15 protein-coding genes and 7 pseudogenes are annotated in these 18,199 nt (G+C 70.2%); 11 read left to right on the top strand and 11 right to left on the bottom strand.

Annotated features, from left to right (window positions below):
* A pseudogene (locus ACIP67_RS26505) lies at nt 1-642 on the bottom strand (GMC family oxidoreductase); the annotation flags it as partial.
* Here ACIP67_RS26505 and ACIP67_RS26500 point away from each other — a divergent pair.
* The 3 genes and pseudogenes from ACIP67_RS26500 to ACIP67_RS26490 form a co-directional block, all read left to right on the top strand.
* Nucleotides 638-1,645 (top strand): annotated as a pseudogene (locus ACIP67_RS26500) (sodium:proton exchanger); the annotation flags it as partial. The pseudogenes ACIP67_RS26505 and ACIP67_RS26500 sit on opposite strands and share 5 nt — an antisense overlap.
* A gap of 633 nt (nt 1,646-2,278) precedes the next feature.
* On the top strand, nt 2,279-3,661 hold the full coding sequence (locus ACIP67_RS26495) for a DEAD/DEAH box helicase (protein WP_401695456.1): 1,383 nt from the start codon (nt 2,279-2,281) through the stop codon (nt 3,659-3,661).
* A 796-nt stretch (nt 3,662-4,457) separates the two neighbouring features.
* Entirely contained in the window at nt 4,458-4,946 is a 489-nt protein-coding gene (locus ACIP67_RS26490; protein ID WP_401695235.1) for a GNAT family N-acetyltransferase, read from the top strand.
* A 208-nt stretch (nt 4,947-5,154) separates the two neighbouring features.
* On the opposite strand, the pseudogene ACIP67_RS26485 reads toward ACIP67_RS26490, so the two are convergent.
* Nucleotides 5,155-5,544 (bottom strand): annotated as a pseudogene (locus ACIP67_RS26485) (fatty acid desaturase family protein); the annotation flags it as partial.
* 313 nt (nt 5,545-5,857) lie between these two features.
* Here ACIP67_RS26485 and ACIP67_RS26480 point away from each other — a divergent pair.
* The 3 genes from ACIP67_RS26480 (at nt 5,858) to ACIP67_RS26470 (ending at nt 8,093) form a co-directional block, all read left to right on the top strand.
* On the top strand, nt 5,858-6,835 hold the full coding sequence (locus ACIP67_RS26480) for a magnesium transporter CorA family protein (RefSeq protein WP_401695233.1): 978 nt from the start codon (nt 5,858-5,860) through the stop codon (nt 6,833-6,835).
* Between the two features lie 190 nt (nt 6,836-7,025).
* Nucleotides 7,026-7,562 carry a DUF5994 family protein gene (locus ACIP67_RS26475; RefSeq protein ID WP_401695231.1) on the top strand — a complete coding sequence of 179 codons (537 nt, stop codon included), beginning with the start codon at nt 7,026-7,028 and terminating at the stop codon, nt 7,560-7,562.
* Between the two features lie 6 nt (nt 7,563-7,568).
* Nucleotides 7,569-8,093 (top strand): hypothetical protein, encoded by a 525-nt coding sequence (locus ACIP67_RS26470; protein ID WP_401695230.1) that lies wholly within the window; start codon nt 7,569-7,571, stop codon nt 8,091-8,093.
* A gap of 266 nt (nt 8,094-8,359) precedes the next feature.
* On the opposite strand, the pseudogene ACIP67_RS26465 reads toward ACIP67_RS26470, so the two are convergent.
* The 4 genes and pseudogenes from ACIP67_RS26465 to ACIP67_RS26450 all read right to left on the bottom strand — a co-directional run bounded on the left by ACIP67_RS26465 (nt 8,360) and on the right by ACIP67_RS26450 (nt 11,144).
* Nucleotides 8,360-9,048: pseudogene (locus ACIP67_RS26465) on the bottom strand (DUF5994 family protein).
* A 591-nt stretch (nt 9,049-9,639) separates the two neighbouring features.
* The gene (locus tag ACIP67_RS26460; protein ID WP_165951485.1) at nt 9,640-9,795 is read right to left on the bottom strand and encodes a DUF6131 family protein; all 156 of its coding nucleotides are present in this window, start codon (nt 9,793-9,795) and stop codon (nt 9,640-9,642) included.
* 27 nt (nt 9,796-9,822) lie between these two features.
* Nucleotides 9,823-10,488, bottom strand: coding sequence for an alkaline shock response membrane anchor protein AmaP (locus ACIP67_RS26455; RefSeq protein WP_401695229.1), 666 nt, complete (start codon nt 10,486-10,488; stop codon nt 9,823-9,825).
* Nucleotides 10,489-10,616: 128 nt separating this feature from the next.
* On the bottom strand, nt 10,617-11,144 hold the full coding sequence (locus ACIP67_RS26450) for a DUF6286 domain-containing protein (protein ID WP_401695228.1): 528 nt from the start codon (nt 11,142-11,144) through the stop codon (nt 10,617-10,619).
* 472 nt (nt 11,145-11,616) lie between these two features.
* Here ACIP67_RS26450 and ACIP67_RS26445 point away from each other — a divergent pair, with 472 nt between their 5' ends.
* Nucleotides 11,617-11,823 carry a hypothetical protein gene (locus ACIP67_RS26445; protein WP_401695226.1) on the top strand — a complete coding sequence of 69 codons (207 nt, stop codon included), beginning with the start codon at nt 11,617-11,619 and terminating at the stop codon, nt 11,821-11,823.
* 103 nt (nt 11,824-11,926) lie between these two features.
* Here the strand turns inward: ACIP67_RS26445 and ACIP67_RS26440 are convergent, their stop codons facing one another.
* Nucleotides 11,927-12,421 (bottom strand): winged helix-turn-helix transcriptional regulator, encoded by a 495-nt coding sequence (locus tag ACIP67_RS26440; protein ID WP_401695224.1) that lies wholly within the window; start codon nt 12,419-12,421, stop codon nt 11,927-11,929.
* A gap of 96 nt (nt 12,422-12,517) precedes the next feature.
* Here ACIP67_RS26440 and ACIP67_RS26435 point away from each other — a divergent pair, with 96 nt between their 5' ends.
* Complete coding sequence (locus tag ACIP67_RS26435; RefSeq protein WP_401695223.1) at nt 12,518-13,006, top strand: hypothetical protein; 489 nt, start codon at nt 12,518-12,520, stop codon at nt 13,004-13,006.
* A 50-nt stretch (nt 13,007-13,056) separates the two neighbouring features.
* Here ACIP67_RS26435 and ACIP67_RS26430 read toward each other — a convergent pair whose 3' ends face one another.
* Nucleotides 13,057-13,200: a hypothetical protein gene (locus ACIP67_RS26430; RefSeq protein ID WP_401695222.1), complete on the bottom strand. Its 144-nt coding sequence runs from the start codon at nt 13,198-13,200 to the stop codon at nt 13,057-13,059.
* 453 nt (nt 13,201-13,653) lie between these two features.
* Between ACIP67_RS26430 and ACIP67_RS26425 the strand changes: the two genes are divergently transcribed.
* Nucleotides 13,654-14,463, top strand: a complete 810-nt coding sequence (locus tag ACIP67_RS26425; protein ID WP_401695220.1) for a PhzF family phenazine biosynthesis protein — start codon at nt 13,654-13,656, stop codon at nt 14,461-14,463.
* A gap of 423 nt (nt 14,464-14,886) precedes the next feature.
* Here ACIP67_RS26425 and ACIP67_RS26420 read toward each other — a convergent pair whose 3' ends face one another.
* Nucleotides 14,887-15,099, bottom strand: a complete 213-nt coding sequence (locus ACIP67_RS26420) for a hypothetical protein (RefSeq protein WP_401695218.1) — start codon at nt 15,097-15,099, stop codon at nt 14,887-14,889.
* A 39-nt stretch (nt 15,100-15,138) separates the two neighbouring features.
* On the opposite strand from ACIP67_RS26420, the pseudogene ACIP67_RS26415 reads away from it, so the two are divergent.
* Nucleotides 15,139-15,423, top strand: a pseudogene (locus ACIP67_RS26415) (transposase family protein); the annotation flags it as partial.
* A gap of 334 nt (nt 15,424-15,757) precedes the next feature.
* Here the strand turns inward: ACIP67_RS26415 and ACIP67_RS26410 are convergent.
* Together ACIP67_RS26410 and ACIP67_RS26405 are read right to left on the bottom strand one after the other, a co-directional pair.
* Nucleotides 15,758-16,545 (bottom strand): annotated as a pseudogene (locus tag ACIP67_RS26410) (GvpL/GvpF family gas vesicle protein).
* Nucleotides 16,546-16,548: 3 nt separating this feature from the next.
* A complete protein-coding gene (locus ACIP67_RS26405) occupies nt 16,549-16,947 on the bottom strand; it encodes a gas vesicle structural protein GvpA (RefSeq protein WP_401695455.1) in 399 nt (132 codons plus the stop codon).
* Nucleotides 16,948-17,654: 707 nt separating this feature from the next.
* Here ACIP67_RS26405 and ACIP67_RS26400 point away from each other — a divergent pair.
* Nucleotides 17,655-18,096 (top strand): annotated as a pseudogene (locus tag ACIP67_RS26400) (DUF2267 domain-containing protein).
* The last annotated feature ends 103 nt before the right edge of the window (nt 18,097-18,199 follow it).

Genomic DNA, 18,199 nt, shown 5'->3' with positions numbered 1-18,199 from the left:
TCAGCTCAGCCGGTCGGCGATGTGGTCGCCGACCCGCAGGGCGTTGGCGATGGCGGTCAGGGACGGGTTCACCGCGCCGATGCTCGGGAAGAAGCTGGTGTCCACGACGTAGAGGTTGTCGAGGTCGTGGGCCTTGCAGTGGACGTCGAGGGCCGAACTCCGTGGGTCGTCGCCGAACCGCACGGTGCCGGCCTGGTGCGCGGTGGCGCCGATCGGCATGCCCTTGTGCAGGTAGATGCTGTGGTCCAGCAGGTGGTGCTCGTGCATGCCCAGATGTCCGAGCATTCCCCGCAGCTTGTGCTGGAGGCGCTTCAGCCCGGCGATGTTGTTCTTCTCGTCGAGCGCCAGATGGATGGCGTCGTCCTTGCCGAGGGTGACCCGGCTCTCGGGCAGCGGAAGGTCCTCCCCGCACAGCCAGAAGTCGACGGCGTGGTGGGCGAGTACCTCGAAGGGCATGTCCGGCGTGACCGCACCGGCCCAGCGTGGCGCCTCGCCGTGGATCTGGTCGGCGTCCGACTTGCCGAGCATCTGGATGCCACCGAGCGGATACTCCCAGTCGTCCGCGCCCAGATACCAGTCGTTCAGCGCCAGAGTCTTCTGGAACCGGGTGGGGTGCGGTTCCTTCGACACCGCCATCAACCTCCCTGGCATGGACGTCATCGCGCGTCGGCCCTTCTTCGAGACCCTGGTCAGCCTGATCCTCGGTCTGCTCTTCATCTCGATCTCGGCCACCGTCACCCCGCACTCGCTGCGCCATGTGGGGCTGCCCGCGCTCGGGCTCGCCGCCTTGCTGGTGCTGGTCGTCAGACCGATCGTCGCGGCGGTGTCCACCCTCGGCACCGACCTGACACGCAGCGAGCGGGGCTTCATCGGCTGGATGGCGCCACGCGGCATCGTCGCGGCCGCCACGGCCTCGACGTTCTCGGCCGGCTTGGTGGCCAAGGGGATCGACGGCGCGGCGAAGATCCTTCCGGCCACGTTCGTGGTCATCGTCGCGACCGTGACCCTGTACGGCCTCACCGCCTCGCCCGTCGCCCGGGGCCTGGGCGTCGTGCGCCCGTCCCGCTCGCGGCCCCTGCTGGTCGGCGGCGACCCCTGGGTGGTCGACCTGGGCGTGGCCCTGAAGTCGGCGGGACTGGAGGTGCTGATGTGGGCAGGTGAAGAGGAACAGCGCGAACGCATCCGGCAGGCCGGGGTCGATCTCGCGCCCGGTGAGCTGCTGGGCGCCGCCACGGGCGAGGCCGCCGAGCTGGAAGGCATCACGGCGGTGTACTTCCTCACCGCCGAGGACGACTTCAACGCGCTGGCGGCGGTGCTGCTGCGAGGCAGCGTGGAGGGTACCGTCCACCGCCTCGACGCACCGGCCGACAGCCACGGCGTGGTGGCGCCGTTCATCGGTGGCGAGGTTCTGTTCGGCCCGGATCTGACCTGGCCGACGTTCTCCCGCAGGTACGAGGAGGGGGCTGCCGTCCTCGGGCAGCCGGCCGGTGACGTCATGCGGCCCGGCAGTGATCCGCTGTTCCTCGTGCGGCGGGACGGCCGGCTCGATCCGGTCACGGGCGGCAGCACGCCACCGCTCCGGCCGGGGGACACGGTCATCCTGCTGTCCCCGGGCGGACGGACCGGCGAGAGCCTGCGGAGGTAGGCCGGCCGTCGGCCGCCGGCCACCCGAAGCCCCGTCGGTCCCAGTCGGGCCGTACCGCAGGCCCACCAGCGCCAGGGTCCGCCGGGCCCTGAGCGACACCGGGGGCAGGTCCGGCGGCGCGAGCAGTATCGCCGTGGCGGCCACTGCCAGGACGGCCAGGGTCCCGTCCTCGTGCGCCAACGCCGTTTCGCCGTACACCGGTCGTACCTGCGGCACGGACACCAGCGTGGCCCGCAGTCGCTCCGCCTCAGCGGCGAGCACCTCCGAGCCGGTCTCGGTGAGTGCGGAACGGGTGAAATCGCCGGAGCAGAAGCGAAATTGGTTCGCTCCTGGTCCGGACCTCGGTGGCGGGGGCCGCGCTGGGCGCCGAGGCCGGGAGTGTCCCTGGGGCACCACATGGCTCCGCACAGGCAGGTCCGGCTGTCGTTCCTCGGCTGAGCGGCGCGGCACGGGAGGCCCGGACGGTGTGCCCCGTGCTAACGTTGCGCTTTTGCTGTGTCGCTGTGTCGGTGCTCCGTTGGGCGTCTCTGGTCGGCGGCCGCGTCCCTGCCGCGCCTTCCTCGGTACGGTCCCTTCGGAGGAAGGCTCTCTGTGAGCGAATCAACACGTGCCGATGCCCGGCAGCAGGACGATGTGTCCGAGGCGTCGGGCGCCACTTCGGCAGTGCCCACGGCGGCGTCCTTCGCCCAGCTGGGGTTGCCGGCCGAGGTTCTGCGGGCGCTCGACGAGCAGGGTGTGACCGTGCCCTTCCCTATCCAGGCGGCGGCGCTGCCGAATGCGCTCGCGGGACGGGACGTCCTGGGCCGGGGCCGCACAGGATCCGGCAAGACGCTCGCCTTCGGCCTGGGGATGCTCGCCCGGACGGCCGGGCAGCGCGCGCAGCCGAAAGAGCCGCTGGCGCTCGTTCTGGTGCCCACCAGGGAGCTGGCGCAGCAGGTCGGTGAGGCGCTCACCCCCTACGCCGAGGCGCTGCGGCTGCGGCTCGCGACCGTGGTGGGCGGCGTGTCCATCGGATGGCAGGCCGCCGTGCTGCGGGACGGCGCCGAGATCGTCGTCGCCACGCCGGGCCGGCTGCACGACCTCATCGACCGTAACGGCTGCCGACTGGGACGGGTGCGCATCACGGTCCTGGACGAGGCCGACCAGATGTGTGACATGGGGTTCCTGCCGCAGGTCACCGAGATCCTGGACCAGGTGCGGCCCGACGGGCAGCGCATGCTGTTCTCCGCCACCCTCGACCGCGACGTCGACCAGCTGGTGCAGGACTACTTGCGCGACCCCGCTGTCCACTCCGTGGACCCCTCGTCCAGCGCGGTCTCCACGATCGAGCACCACGTCTTCGTCGTGCACGGCCCGGACCGGTACGCCGTGACCACGGAGATCGCCGCACGGGACGGCCGCGTCCTGCTGTTCCTGGACACCAAGCACGGCGTCGACCAGCTGACGCGGCATCTGCGGGCCAGCGGTGTGGCGGCCGCCGCCCTGCACAGCGGCAAGGACCAGCCGCAGCGCACCCGGACCCTGGCCCAGTTCAAGAACGGGCGGATCACCGCGCTGGTGGCGACGAACGTCGCCGCACGCGGCCTGCACGTCGACGACCTCGACCTCGTGGTCAACGTCGACCCGGCCACCGACCCGAAGGACTATCTGCACCGCGCGGGCCGCACGGCCCGGGCCGGCCGCTCCGGCACCGTCGTGACACTCGTCCTGCCGGGACAGCGCCGCGAGACGAGCCAGGTCATGGCGGACGCCGACGTCGTCCCCAAGGTCACCAAAGTGCGGTCCGGCGAGGCGGAGCTGAGCCGGATCACCGGCGCCAAGGCCCCCTCCGGAAAGCCTCTCGACGGCGGGCCGGCCGTACCGCGCCCCAAGAACCACAACGTCCCGTTCGGTGGCCTGGGCAGCACCAAGGACGCGAAGAGCGGTTCCGGTGGCAGGTCGTCGTCCCGCAAGAGCAGCGAGGCCCGCAAGCTCGCGGAGGCCCGCAAGGCGGCCCGGGTGCGGCGCGGCGGCTGAGACCGGCTACCCGGGCTGCCGGGCGGTGTCTTCGTCCACGCTGCTGGACGGATACGCGGGACCGGAGATCGGCCGGGGTGCACCGGACGGCGTCACGTACGGGTGACCGTGCGCAGGGGGAGGCGTGCGGGCGACGGAGAACGGCGCGGACCTCCCACGGCGGACCGGTGTCGACACCGTCGAGCGAGAACTGGCCGCCGTCCGGCATGGGAACGGTCTACCTCGCCCGGTCACGGGGCGGTCGGGCCGTCGCGGTCGAGGTGGCCCGATCCGAACCGGCGGCCGAACCGCACTTCCGTGAACGGTTCCGCGCAGAGGTCGAGGCCGCCCGCGGAGTCGGCGGTTTCCACACGGCTCCGGTCGTGGACCCCGATCCCGACGCGGAGGCGCCCCGGCTGGCCACCGCGTACCGTTCTCCAGCTCCGCCGCATCGGTTCGGGCGTCCAGCGGCTGCTTGCGGGCGGGGGCGTGTCCCACGACGTGGTGTAGGGGATCAAGCGCTGCGCGTTCCGGTTCGAGGCTCATGACGATCTCCGTAGAGGCGGCAGTCCGCGAAGCCTCCCGCTCAAGCGGGTTGAAGACCCGATCCGGCGGAGCCACCGTCCCCGACCTGCGGATTCCGGTGCCTTGATCCCCTACACCACTCGGCGGGACGCCATCGCGGGCGGCCGATTCGGCGGCAGTGACGTGGCCGCTCGGGGCCTGGGCGAGCGGTTCCCGGGAGCGGTGCAGGAACGCCTGCCCGAGCAGCCGACCCGCCGTACGAAGGCATTCCCCGGTGCGGAATACTCTCCCGATGAGTTCACGCCCTTTTCCGATCAGTCAGCCGATCACGATACGGAGGGCCGTCGCGCGGGATGCCAAACGGCTCACGCGGCTCGTGCGTGGCTCAGGTGCCTACGCGGGTAAGTACGCAGCCGCAGTCGCGGGCTACCGGGTCGGTCCTGATTACATCGAGGCCCACCGCGCCTTTGTGGCCGTCGGCGCCGACGAGCAGGGAGGCCGGGTCCTCGGGTTCTACTCGCTCGTCCTCGCTCCACCGGAGCTCGACCTGCTGTTCGTCGCCGACGACGTGCAAGGACGGGGTATCGGACGGCTGCTCGTGGCGCACATGCAGTCCGAGGCCCGTGCCGCCGGGCTCGACCGTCTCAAGGTCGTGTCGCATCTTCCCGCCGAGGACTTCTACCACCGCGTCGGTGCGGTGCGGACCGGGACCGTGTTCGCGAACCCGCCCGCCGTGCCGTGGGACCGTCCCGAATTCGAGTTTCGCATCCCTCCGGAATGACGCGGTGTGCCGGTTGGCGGGGCACCGGCTGGGCCTGCATGGTGGTCGGCATGCGGGAGCCGCTGGACGCCGCGCGCAACGTGTGTGCCGTCGACTCTGCAGGCGCGCCGTCACCGTCATCCATGTCCCTGAGCTTGGAGGCCGGCGCGATGCCGCGTGCACTCCGCGAGTGATGGGACGCACGCCCGGCATGGGATCTGATGCGGTGCCAGGAGGCGTTCTCATGGGTGTCAGACAGCAGGTCGGGGGCGATGTCGGGGTCGAGGTCCTCGTGGTTGGGGTTGGCGGGGTGGCGGGTGTGTCTGTCCTGCCACCACCCGTAGCCCATCCCGAGCGCGGCCCCGGCGATGCGGTCGGCCGTCTCGCTGGGCCGGCGTCGGCGGAAGATCTGGCGGTGCGCGACGTCGTGGGCGAGCAGAGCCACCTGCCCGAACATCACGGCGAGGAACGCGGCGAGGGCCAGGGTCCACCAGCTGGCGCCGAGGACGACGAACGCGCTCCAGCCCCCGGCGTAGGCGACGGCCACGGCGATGGACCGGACGGTGTAGTAGCCGGGGCGCCGATTCTTCAGGCCGGCCTCGGCGATCTTCTTGGACAGGCGGGCGAAATCACTGCCGCCTGCGGGGGGAGGAGGGCGACGGGTTGGGTATGCGTGGTCATGCTGTCGGCGTGTCCTTCCCGGCTGACGGGCCGCGTCCGGTCGGGCGGTGTTCGCCGGATGCGAGGCGGCAGCCGGGTACCCACATCCCTGCCTTCGGACCGGCACCCCGGTGCTCGTCGGTCAGAGTTTGCGGATGTCGCGGGGTTTGACCTTAGGTCTTCCCCGGAGGGTGGCCGCTGTCGATGAACCTGCCGAGCTGGCAATTGGGGCGAAGCGGCATTATTTGGGTGTAAGACACTAGCCTCGGGCCATGGTGACGCGCACCCGGCTGTATCTCGACGGCACTCTGGTCCTGGAGGACTTTCCCGCCAGTGACGTCCCTGCGCATCTCGCCGATCCGGCGTCGGTCCTGTGGCTGGACCTGTACCGGCCCGGAGCCGCTGAATTCACCATGCTCGGTCAGGAGTTCGGCATCCACGAACTCGCTCTGGAGGATGCCGCTCAGCGTGGGCAGCGGCCGAAGCTCGACCGGTATCGCACCCACGAGTTCCTCAGCGCCTACGCCGTGACCGTCAGCCCGGACGGTGCGGAACTGACGTACAGCGAGATCGCCGTATTGCTCACCAGGCAGGCTATGATCACCGTCCGCAAGGACGACGGTCTCGACATCGAGGGCGTCGTCGCCCGCTGGGACGAGAGCCCGGACCTGGCCGGCCACGGCGTCGGATTCCTGTTGCACGGCCTGCTCGACCATCTCGTGGACGGGCACTTCACCGCGGTCCGGCAACTGGACGACAGCATCGAGGAGCTGGAGGTTCTGCTCTTCGCGGCCGGGCGCCGTGAGATCGAAGCCGTGCAGCGCCGGGTTTTCGCACTGCGCAAATCGCTCGTCCAGCTGCGCCGCGTCGTGCTCCCGATGCGTGAGGTGGTCAACACCCTCATGCGCCCCGGCCTTCACCTGATCACCGACCCTCTCGTCCCGTACTACCAGGACGTCTATGACCACGTGCTGCGTGCCACCGAATGGACGGAATCACTGCGGGACCTGGTGGCCTCGGTCATGGAGACGAACCTCTCGGTCCAGGCCAACAGCATGAACCTGATCATGAAGAAGGTGACGAGCTGGGCCGCGATCATCGCCGTACCCACCGCGATCACCGGCTACTACGGCCAGAACCTCCCTTATCCCGGTTTCGGCCGCGAGTCGGGGTTCATCACCTCCGCCGCCGTCATCGTGCTCCTGTCCGCACTGCTGTATCTGACGTTCAAGCGCAAGGACTGGCTCTGACCGGCATCGGGCACCGGCGACCAGGTCCCGAAGGCAGGAAACTACCTGGTCATCCCAGGCTTTTCGGGCCGATGAGCGGAGTAGTGTGAAGACACCGGGAGTTCTTCGCGCACCGGCTCCGCCGCGGGTGCCGTTTCCGGTGAGCGACAGCGCCGGGCCGCACCCACGAGCCCGGGGACAGGTCCGCGCCATGGCCGTGACCATTGACCGTACGACATCGAGAAGGCGCACGCCGCCGCCGGCGGCCCGGCTCTCCCTGATACCCGCGCCGGGCGGGCTGGACGGCATGTGGTGGCCCCGCTCCCGTGCCCTCACTCGTGAGCTGCCGTCCTTGACGGCCGCATTGGGCGATCTCTGGGGTCGTATCACGGGTGTCGCCGTGCACCCGGCCTACTGGCCCGTCCTGCCGCACTGGGTGTCCGACGCCGGGCGCACCGTGCAGGTGGGCTGGTCCACCGAGGAGCAGGATCCCCACAGACTCACTCTTTTCTCCGCTGGCGGCCGCCGGGACGTGCTGGTGATTCCGCCGGAAACCGGTGCGGATGCCGCCGCGCAGCTGATGGCCGGCGGCGGCGTCGATGCCCTGGCCCGGGAGCAAGCGGCAGACAGGATCGATGCACGAAACAGGGAGGAAGCCTGGGAGGCCGACGGCGGAGCAGGTCGACCGTCGTCCCTGCCCCGGCCCATCGGCTCGGCGGGGCCTTCACCCGCCGGTCGGCGGAGGTGAGATCCCATGCTCGTCATCGCCGTGGCAGTGCTGCTCGTCCTGATCGCCGTCGGAGTCGTTCTGATCCACCAGCTCAACGGTCAGCACGACGAACGGATCGCTGCCTTCCACTACAGCGATGTTCTGCCGGGGATCGGGCGTCGGCCCCGGAGGCGCCGTCGGTCGACGGTGGACGCGAGCGTTCCGATGCGCCCCACCGCGACGGCGGCCGCGGATGACATCGACTTCGGCCCGACGGACGGTAGAGGAAGGCGCGTCATGGCGATATTGCGCGACCGGAAGACGTACCGGGAGAGGATCATGCAGGCTCTTTACCAAGCCGCCGAAGGCAATCGCCTCCTGGGCGTCGATGGGGCGAAGCTCCGCACCGACCTCGGCATCCCTGAGCAGGACATGGCCGCTGCCTGCATGTACCTGGCGGGCGAAGGCTGGGTCGTCGTGGACTGGGGGAGGGGCAATACACCCGCGATGATCACGCTGACGCACCAGGGGATCCGGCAGATGGAGACGGAAGGGGAAGGGCGTGGCTGAGCCGCCGCGTCGGCTTTTCGGACCGAAGCGAACCTTCGCAAGGATTGTTCATGTCGGATTAATCCCTTTGGCGTAACGTGGAAAGCGGGTCGGCGCACGCTCACGTGCAATGACCCGGAAGGGCGGCTCCGGCGGGTATACGCCGGAGCCGTTGCCTGTTTCCGTAACCCGCGCCGTGCGGTGAGGGAAGTCGAGCCGGTGGATCACGGATGCCGCCGCTGCGATGAGCACCAGGAAGACGCTGGTCGTCAAAAGGTGCTCATGTCTCACATGCCGATGATCAGGCGACTGACGCGACCGGTCTGTGTCGGAACGGCCGCAGAGGAGGGGCCGCTCTCGTACTTCCCTGGCTCGTCCGGTTCGAGCGGCCGGTCGGCAGCGGAGACGGCACGCCGGGTCTCGTCCGCGGCGATGAGAGCGCTTGCGGTCAGCGGCGGACCGTCGTAGTCGGACGCGGCCGTCATCAGGCGGGCCGCCGACTCCGCCCCGGTCTCGGGTGGGATGACCAGCAGATCCCAGCGGCCGGTTCCGTAGGAGAGCAGCAGCAGCTTGTGCGGGTCGATCTCCGGCGTGAACCAGCCGACCTTGACGATGTGACCGCCCACGGCAATCTCGTGTGGGATGACCGGCCAGTACGTCGGGTTGACGGCGATGCGGGTGACGCGACCCCACAGGCTTTCAGCACATCGGTCAGTGCGGGCAGCCCGCTCGGCAGGTCCCGGGAGCGGGGCCACCAGGCACCGTCCAGGAGTCCGCGGGACGTGCCGTCGCTCTTCGGCGCGACACGCGCGGCCGGACCTGCGACCGGCTCGGGGTGTGGCAGAGGTGGGTGCAAGGTCGCCGACATGATGCGGACCCGTCTCCGGGCCGCCTTCGTGGCGACCCGGGTTTCATCTTTCGCCCAGAACGACCCGGCGTGGAAGTCGGTGTGCGAAATGCCCTCGGTGTTGTCCACGGTACTCCGCACACGCCGGGGCGGTCGTGGAGGCGACGCCGCGTTCCGTGAAGCGGCTGTCAATACCGGCGGGAGAGGGCCGAGGGCGGTGGGGCACGTCGCATGCCGGCCACCGGACCGGTCTCACGCACGACGGCTCGCGTGTCCTGGCCCAGCGCTCCTTGGCTGTGGGACGTGTTCCTCGTGTTCCGTCCAGCCCGCCGCTCCCCATCAGCCCGCCGGGCGTCGGCGAGGAGTGTCCTGGTGATCACCCGAGAGCCTCCTGTACACCGGCTTCCACGCCGGGTCGTTCTCGGCGATTCATGACAACCGGGTCGGCCGTGACCGGCCCGGGGTTGTGTTCGCATCATGACCGCGGCCATTCTGTCGACGCCGCGGGCGAGGAGCGGACCGCGGGCGAGGAGCGGACCGCAGGCGAGGAGCGGACCCCTTCTTCGTTGCCGCCCCGACTCGTGTCGGCACCCGCCGACACCGCTCCGGCTCTGATCGCCGATGCCTGGTGGCCCGGCTCCCGCGACCTGAGGAGGAGCTTCCGGCACTCAAGGGGCGCCGCCTGCGGCCCGAGCCGTCGCCCGTCAGACCTGACCCCGGTCACCAGTAATGGCGTCGACCCGCGACGGCGTGTCCCATCGCGCCGAGGATCCACAGGATGGCTCCGACGACCGCCAGGATGATTCCGATGGTCCACAGGATGGATATCCCGGTGAGGAAGCCGATGACGAGCAGGATGATGCCCAAGACGATCATGGTATCTCCCTTGGGGAGTAGGGCCGGTCACCTGCGGACTGCGAAAGACCGCAGGGGCGTTGAGCATGGGAACGGTCGGTCTCTTCCTTTACTCCGCACGGTGGGGCTTGTGGCGGGCGACGTGCAGGCGGACCTCGGTGGGCATGTCAGGGAGGCCGGTGGACCGGCGTGCGGTGCGGAGCGGGCCTTCGCAGAGGGCACCGAGGGCGGCGCCGGGCGCGCCCTCGGGGGTGAGGGCGAGCGTGAGGGGGTGCGAGGGTGGGCAGGTCGGCCGGTGATGCGTACGGTCGCGTCGTCGACACCCGGCAGGGCACTGGCTTCGTTCGCGATCGCGTCGCTGAGCGCGCGGTCGCGAAGTTCGACGCCCTCCTGCGGGGGTGTGCCGCCGACGGGCAGGAAGCCGAGGCGGCGTCGGCTCAGCTGGGCGAGCAGCCACCACAGGGCGAGCAGGGCGGCGAGGACGAGGGCGGCGATGACCGCGGGCCACCACCACCCTTGGCTGCTCCAGCGGGCCCGGTCGGCCGAGCCGAGCAGGACGTCGTCCGGGGCGGTCAGGGGCCAGCCGGCGGGCGGGACCAGATCATGTCGCCGGTAGAGGTCGAGCCCGGCGAAGAGGATCAGCAGTCCGCCGCCGAGCAGGACTAGGCCGGCGAGGGCCAGCACACTGCGGTTGAGCGCGGGTCGCGGCGTCATGGTGTGGGCTCCGGTGCTGCGGGTTTTCGGTCAGTCGGTGCGTCGCCGCTGGCGTACGACGATGCGGGGAGGACGGGCGAGGGCCAGCCGGTCGCGTTCCTCGTCGAGGGCGGCGGTGAGGTCGTCCTTCACCCGCTGGGATCGCGGAAGCGGACGTCCGCGCGAGCTTTGATGCGGTGGCGGCCTGCCAGGACGTGCGCCGAGCCGACTCCGGGGACTCGCATGGCGGCGTCACGCAGCAGGTCGGCGGCGCCGTCGCGGTCCAGGGAGGCCCGCACTCTGGGGCAGTCGGCGGGGGAGCGCAGGGGCAGCCAGCGGCGCTGACCGGGAGTGAGGGCCAGGACGATCAGCCAGACGCCGACGGCGGCGGCCACGGCGGCTCCCGTGAGCATCCATACGTGGTCCACGGGGCGGGTGGTCAGTTCGTCGGCCAGATACCGTCGCCAGGCCGCCGCCGGGCGTCCCACTCGTACGGCGATGACATCGACCAGCGCCGCGACTGCCGCTACGAGGATCACCGAGGCGACCAGCGCGGCCGGGAGGCGGCGCGCGGACCACGGCCTGTGGGTTCGGTGCCCGCCGTCGCGCTCACCGGCCGTGAGGTCACGGCCGGACACGTCGCGTTCGGGTGGCTCGGGCTCCTTCGTCAGCGGCACCGTGGCACGGTGCGCGGACGGCGCGGAGCCGCGCCCGGGAGGACCGGGGTCGGGTGTCAGCGCGCCCCCTTCCCGCGCGGCGTGCCCGGCGCCCCGTGCCGCGTGGCCCCTCACCGGACCCGCCCCCGGCTCGCTTCGGCGGCGGTCACCAGCCGCCGGACGGTGAGGGACCTCCCCCACCCGCAAGGCGGTCAGCTGGGCCACCCGTTCGGCGACGTCCTGCTGGATCCGCTCACAGACCCGCGGGATGTCGGTGGGATAGGGCAGGTCCATGGCCAGGTGCAGGCGCACCGATCCGGTACGGACGGCGGCGGACGCGCTCGGCGCCGTCGGCCCGCCCCGGTCGGCGGTACGGCGGCGCGCCGGGACTGGGCCGCGCGTGCGGCCTGGACGGCGATACGGGCGACCACCCTGTCCGGGATGACGGTGGCACCCCGCTCGGCCGTGGGCGGCAAGCCGGCCGCCGGCGCCGGTGGGCTCGACGCCTCACCGGGGGCACCGGGCCCGGTTTTCTCCGCTGCCTCCGTGTCCGGAGGTCGAGGTCGCCCTGTACGACGAGGCCGACGATCAGCCCCGCCGTATCGCCGACCGCACCCTCACCCACTACCTGCGGCTCCCGTACACCGCCACCCCGGATGTCCTCACCCGCGCGGTCGCCATCCTGGCAAGTGCTACCTGATGTCCACTTGGCCGGTGAGCTCTCGAGTTGGCCATTTGACGGCCTCCCCGCAGCAGTCTGGAGCCGAGGATGCCCGGCGCCCGGGCCTTGAGCTGATCTGGCATCAGGAGAGGTCAACACAGCGGGCCCCTGGTCCGGGCGTCCTGTGGATGGCTCCCGGCGGCAGATGAGTGTGCCCTGCGGCGCATTCGAGAACGACCCTGACCTGCTGCTCGCACGCGTCCTCCTCGTCGGCGGCCTGGTGCCGGACGATGACCGACGGCCCCTGCGGGTCGGCGAGATACTTGTCGCCCCATTCCAGCAGCGCCACCAGGGTGGACCGTAGATCCAGGCCCTGCTCGGTAAGCTCATACTCGAAGCGCTGCCGGTCGCCTGGCTCCTGGTAGGGCACGCGTCGCATCACTCCGGCCGCCAGCAGGGTGTCGAGCCGGGTGGACAGCAGGTTGCTGGCGATGCCGAGGCGGGCGCGGAACTCTCCGAACCTGCGTGCGCCGTCCAGCGCCTCGCGCACGATCAGCAGCGACCAGCGTTCCCCCACAACCGCCAGGGCACGCGACACTGAGCAGTTGACCGGATCGATCCTGTGCTTCCCGTCCACATCGCCACCCTAGCCATCTAGGTTGATAATTTCCACTCAGCGGCCTAGTCTCGCCATCTCATTTGCAAAATTACATCCAGGGGGTGGGCTGTGCCCATGATCGACCTGTACATTCCTGACGGCGCGCTCACCACCGAGGCTGAGGCGGTATTGGCCAACCGGGTCACCGAAATTCTGACTCGCCACGAGGGGTTCGACCCCTCCGATCCGGCGACCCGGGCCGTGTCGTGGGTGTTCGTACACCGACTGGCCGCTGTATACGTCGGTGGCGCACCTGCGGGCGCGCCCCGCTACAAGGTCGTTCCGTCCGTGCCCGAAGGACAGCTCGACGCGAACGGGCGAGCAGGCGTTGTCGCCGAGGTGACCGAGGCGATTCTCGACGCCGAGAACGGCGCGTGGCCACGCGATGCCGGACGGGTCTGGGTGTTCCCCACAGAGGTTCCCGAAGGCCACTGGGGCGGACGCGGGCAGATCACCCCCCTGGCGGCCATCCTGACCCGGCTCACCGGTCACCCCGAGCAGGCCCGCACCCTCGCGGCCCAGCGCATCGCTGCCAGCCGAACCGAACACCTCCGCGTGCCGTGACGTTGACGCCCGTTGTCGGCGGCGTGATGAGCAGGCTCAGGCCTTTTCGCTCACGAAAGCAGCCCGTCCGGCTCCTTGTCGGCGAACCACTTCACGGCCGAGGGCGCATCGGACACGGAACGGGCACGCGAGGGATAGAAGGACGCCGTGAGGTCCAGACAACACACATGGCCCAGGTCTCTGACCTGGGCCATGATCTCTGAGCGGATGACGGGAACCGAACCCGCGCTAACACGCGAGCACATCGCGCGTCCCTCACCCAGGGCGTGAGAACACGCGGGCGCAACGATCGACGCGCCGGCACCGGACACGGCCGGCAAGGCTCCGCGGCGGCCCGCGCAGCAGCAAGAACACGAGGTGACAGTGCATCACACCGCGGTGCGCGCGATCGCCGACACGCCCCGCCACCCCAGGCACCCCGGGCATCGTCCGGAGCTCCCGGACACAGCCGCGGGGACGGACAGGGGCAACGACAGCAAGGCCCCGGGCGACCCGGCATGGCGGGAGGACCACCCGAGCCGCCCCGAGCACGCAGCTCCGGACCAGAATCCGAGGCCCAGAAATTCCCCTCACCCATCCCCACGATCGGTCCACCTCCGCGCAATTGGCCTTGTCGCGAAGGTCCGCCCGACAGCTAGCGTCGCCCCATGCGCATCCGAATCGTCGACGCCTTCACCGACCGCCCCTTCGCCGGCAACCCCGCCGGGGTCCTGCTCCTCGACACCTTCCCCGACGACACCCGGCTCCAGAGCGTGGCCCTCGAGGTCAACCACGCCGAGACGGCGTTCGCCCGGCGCCTTCCCCCAGGCGGCCCGGCGGACTGGGCACTGCGCTGGTTCACGCCCACCACCGAGGTCCCGATGTGCGGACACGCGACGCTGGCGACCGCGCACATCCTGCACACCACGGGCGCCCACGAGGGGCCGGTGCGGTTCGCCACGCTCAGCGGTGTCCTCACCGCCACCCCCGGCGAGGACGGCTCGATCACACTGGACTTCCCGACCGCGCCACTCACCCCGATCACCATCCCGGACCAAGTCGCCCAAGCACTGGGCACCGAACCGCTGACGGCCCACGACACGGGCCCGAACGTCGGCAACCTGGTCATCGAGGTCGCCGACGAGAAGACGGTCCGCGGGCTCACCCCCGACCACGCGGCCCTCGCACGATACGCGCGGCACGGCATCATCGCGACCGCCCGCGCCGAAGACCCCTCCCGGGGCTACGACTTCGTCTCACGCTGCTTCTTCCCGAACATCGGCATCGACGAAGACCCCGTCACCGGCGGCGCCCACACAGCCCTTGCCCCCTACTGGTCCAAGCGCCTCGGCCGCCCCGACCTCACCGGCCTCCAGGCATCCCCGCGCTCCGGCCTCGTCCGCACCGAACTGCACGGCGACCGCACCCTCCTCACCGGCCGTGCGATCACAGTCATCGACGGCGAACTCCTCGTGTGACGGCGCCTTCCCCTCAGCGCAAGAGGGGCGTACGGCAAGCCCGTACGCCCCTCAAAGCGCGCCGGTCCCCGACGGGGCCGCCGCACCTCCGGACTGCTGGTGGTGCCGTCCATGACGGCGTCGATCTTTGCTGCAACGGCGGTACAGAGGGCGTGCAGGAGCGGGCGCTCTGCTCGGGTGATGTGGAAGCCGCCCATCTCGCGGACTTCGCCTCCTCGTGCCTCCCGTCGTCGTCTTCGTAGATCTGGAAAGTGGTGGGCACGTGGCTGTGGGGCAAGCCGAACTCGCGGCCGCTCTCGACGTTGAACACCGGGTCGGTGCCGGTGGCGACGTGGTGCAGCGTGCGTCCACGGAGCGGTTGCCGCCGGCTCGACGAGCCGATGTGTGGTGTGCGAAGGGAAGCCTTGTATGTATCGCTCGTGCTCACTCCAGCCCGATCCGCGCGCAGGCCGTCTCGATGTCGGTGGTGCAGATCTCGGAGACCTTGTACATGTCGTCGGCGACGACCGTCTTCCTGACGGAGTCGTTGTGATCCGTACCGGTCCGAAGTACCCACCCACCTCCCTCGCGGGGGAGGTCAAACGACCGGGTCTGGCCCGTAGTCGGTGGTGACGCCGGGTAGCCGCCCTTGAACATGATCTTGTGGTGGACAACAACTTCCTTCTTATGAGGACGGTGTTCTCCGGGCTGTCGGCGCTGGTCGTCAAGAACGTGATGGACGGCGGTAACGCGGTTGGTCAAAGCTCGCCCCCGGGATTTCGCGGTGGCGTGTCCGGTGTGCGGGACGCCGACGGCGAGGGCGCACGGGTTACACCGTCGGTCTGTGGGGGCGTGCCGGTCGACGGCCGTCAGGTCGTCGTCCACCTGAGCGTTCGGCGGCTGGCCTGTCCGGTCCGGGGCTGCCGATGGCAGACTTTCCGCGGGCAGATTCCGGGCCTGCTGGAGCGCCATCAGCACCGAAGGCGTCAACACGGGGTGCCGGTAAGAATGCTGTCACCAGCCGCAAACGGCGGTGATCAGTCCTCGGACCTGGTGGGTTGGGGCAGTTCCGGCGTGCTCGTCGCCTCAGCGAGTGCGAGGCGACGCCCTTCAGATCGGGCACGTAGTTGTAGATCGCGTTCCTGGAGACGCCGAGGAGCTTTGCGATCGAGGTAACGGTGTTCTCCGGGCGGGCGAGCAGGTCGCGGGCGGTTCCTCCCGGAGGACTCGGCAGCGGCTTGCTTCCGAACCCCCACCGCAGACGGGTTGCGGCGTGACCTGACGTGACCGACAGCGTTTGAGGCTCCGCAAATCCTTACGCGTTTGGCTGGGCTGCTGCGGCTCCGAATGCTTCCGCGGTGCCGCCTTCGGCCTGCTGGGTGGAGGGGGTGTCGACGAAGCTGTAGGGCGGCAGCGGGCCGTTGACACGCAGCTTTAGATGCGGGTGCTGCTGACGGAGTCCGTCGACCGCGGCCAGGAATTGCTCCGCTGAACCGCGGTCCACCAGGAAGGAGAGGCTGGCCAGCCAGCCGGTGCTTGGCGGCCCGGCGCTGACTTCCTCGGCCATCGGCTCCAGCGCCTGCTGAAGCAGCTCCGCGTCAGTCGCCTCGCGTGCCTGGACGGCGGCAGCGATCATCTCCCCGAGCTGGATCTTCTGCTCCTGTGTGCCTCCGGCGGCCTCGCGGTTCGCCTCCGCCAGGGGCCGGATGTCGTCGTGGTCCGCCATTATCAGGCGGAGCACGGCCTCTTCGTCGTGGTTGGCCTTGATGTTGTACTCCGCTGTGCCGTCCAGTGCCCGCAGCCGCTCAAGGAAGTGCTCCGCACGCTCGGCGAGCACGGTGGTCACCGTGTCGTCGTCCGGAGCGGCACTGCCGAACCGCATCGGCAGTACCACGCCCTCCGCTCCGGCTTCGCCCAGTATCCGCTGGTGGGCGAGCAGGTCCCGGCGCTTGGGCCGCAGCTGCTCGGGGGCGCCACTGACGATCGCGGCCAGTTCGCCCTGGCGGAGCACGCGTACCGGCCGCGGGGGTCTCCGATGCCGTCCAGGCCAGGGCGGAGGGGGGAGTGTGAGGCGCGGATGATCCCGTAGACGTAGGTGCTCATCTCTCATTCCTCTCGCCTGCGCGCGGCCCGTTCGCCCTGGCGTTCCCGGTCCTCGCTACGTCCCTGCTGGAAGGCGTCGGAGATCGTCTCCGCGGCGCCGGACAGGGCTCCCTCGGTCTTGCCGCGGGCGCCGGAGTCCGTGAGCTGTCCCGTGAGCTCCGTGAGCCCGGCCGGCTTGCGCGGCCCCGCCTCCAGGTCGAGGCGGTTGCACGCCTCGGCGAAGCGCAGGTAGGTGTCGACGCTGGCGACCACGATCCGTATGTCGATCTTGAGTATCTCGATCCCGACGAGGGAGACCCGTATGAACGCGTCGATCACCAGCCCTCGGTCGAGAATGAGTTCCAGAACGTCGTACAGCCCACTGGAACCGCCCCCGCCGCCCTGCTGTGTCGCCACGGTCATCATGACCAGCCCCTTGCCATCTTGTCTCTGCGTGGTCCCGTCGGCGCTGCCCCTCGCTGCGACGCAGGCCTTCAGGCGCGAGTAGCCCCCACCGCCTGTGGTCAAACGCATGTACGAAGTTGGCGAGGTGGACCTGCCGGCAGACGTCGACGTCCACCTGAGCGGTTCCATGCCCTTCATGCTCTGGGCCGGCGTCTCCGCACACCGCAACCGCTGTGAAGGAGTCGGCCCCGACCTGCGGCCCAGGCGGAAGGCAGAGCACCTATGCCATGGACTCCGGTGACGAAATCCGATGGCTGCCGGGTGCTGCGTGACCAGCTGGCTGAGGCGAGGATCAGGCGGGGTGTGGGGCCGATGGGACGTGAGAAGGGGTGACCCGAGAACGATTCCCCGGCATGGAGCATGTGCTCATGCCGCCCGGAGCTGGCCGGGCACGAGCCGCCAGGGCCCGTGGTCTGCGGCGTGCAGGTGCACGGAGCTGCACCTGTGGTGCCCCGGGCCGCTTCTCTTGCGTCGCCATGAGGCCGCGACCTAGCTGAGTCCCGGCCGCTACCGGCCGCCCTTTCGGTAACGGCCGGGAGGATCCCAGGCGAATACGCGACGACTGCCCTGAAAAGGGCATCCCACACGTTCAGGCTGCCCAGGGTGCGCGACACGGCGCCACGGTCGGACTGCGAGATGGTGGTCGGGGTCCCTGGCGGCTGGAAGTGTGCTCTCGCGTCCGGACGCGGCGTGGGAGGAAGCGAGGTGGGGCGAGCGATGACTACGACGAATTCCTTGCCCGGGTCTGGGAGCGCGGCGAGCACTCCACCACCGGGGAGGCCGAGCGGAGCACGCGGGCGGTGCTGGCCATCCTGGATGTCCACATGCTCGGCAGCGAACGCAAGGAACTCGCCGACCAGCTCCCGGCATCCTTCGCACGGCTACTCCGCGAGCCGTTGCCGGCGACCCGACCGCTCAGCGCGCACGAATTTCGTCGAAGCAGTCGCCGTGCTCATCGAGGGTGCAACTCCCGAAACCGCCCGCTGGGACGTCGGTGCTGTCCTCAGCACCCTCGCCGATGCCGCAGGCGAGGATCTGCTGGACCGCATCTTCACCCAGCTTCCGCCTGGCTACGCACTGCTGTTCGGTCGCGCGGAGCTCCGCTGACGGCTGCCGCCACAAGCGGCCCGGGGTGCATCGGTGTGCAGCGCCCGGGCCGGCGTGACCGGACCGGTTCAATCGAGAGAAGGCGGTCCCGATCTGCTCAGCC

This window comes from Streptomyces sp. NPDC088812 (assembly GCF_044750285.1).
Lineage (GTDB): Bacteria > Actinomycetota > Actinomycetes > Streptomycetales > Streptomycetaceae > Streptomyces.
The sequence above is the reverse complement of the archived record's forward strand: the minus strand, read 5'-3'. Positions and strand labels throughout refer to the sequence as shown.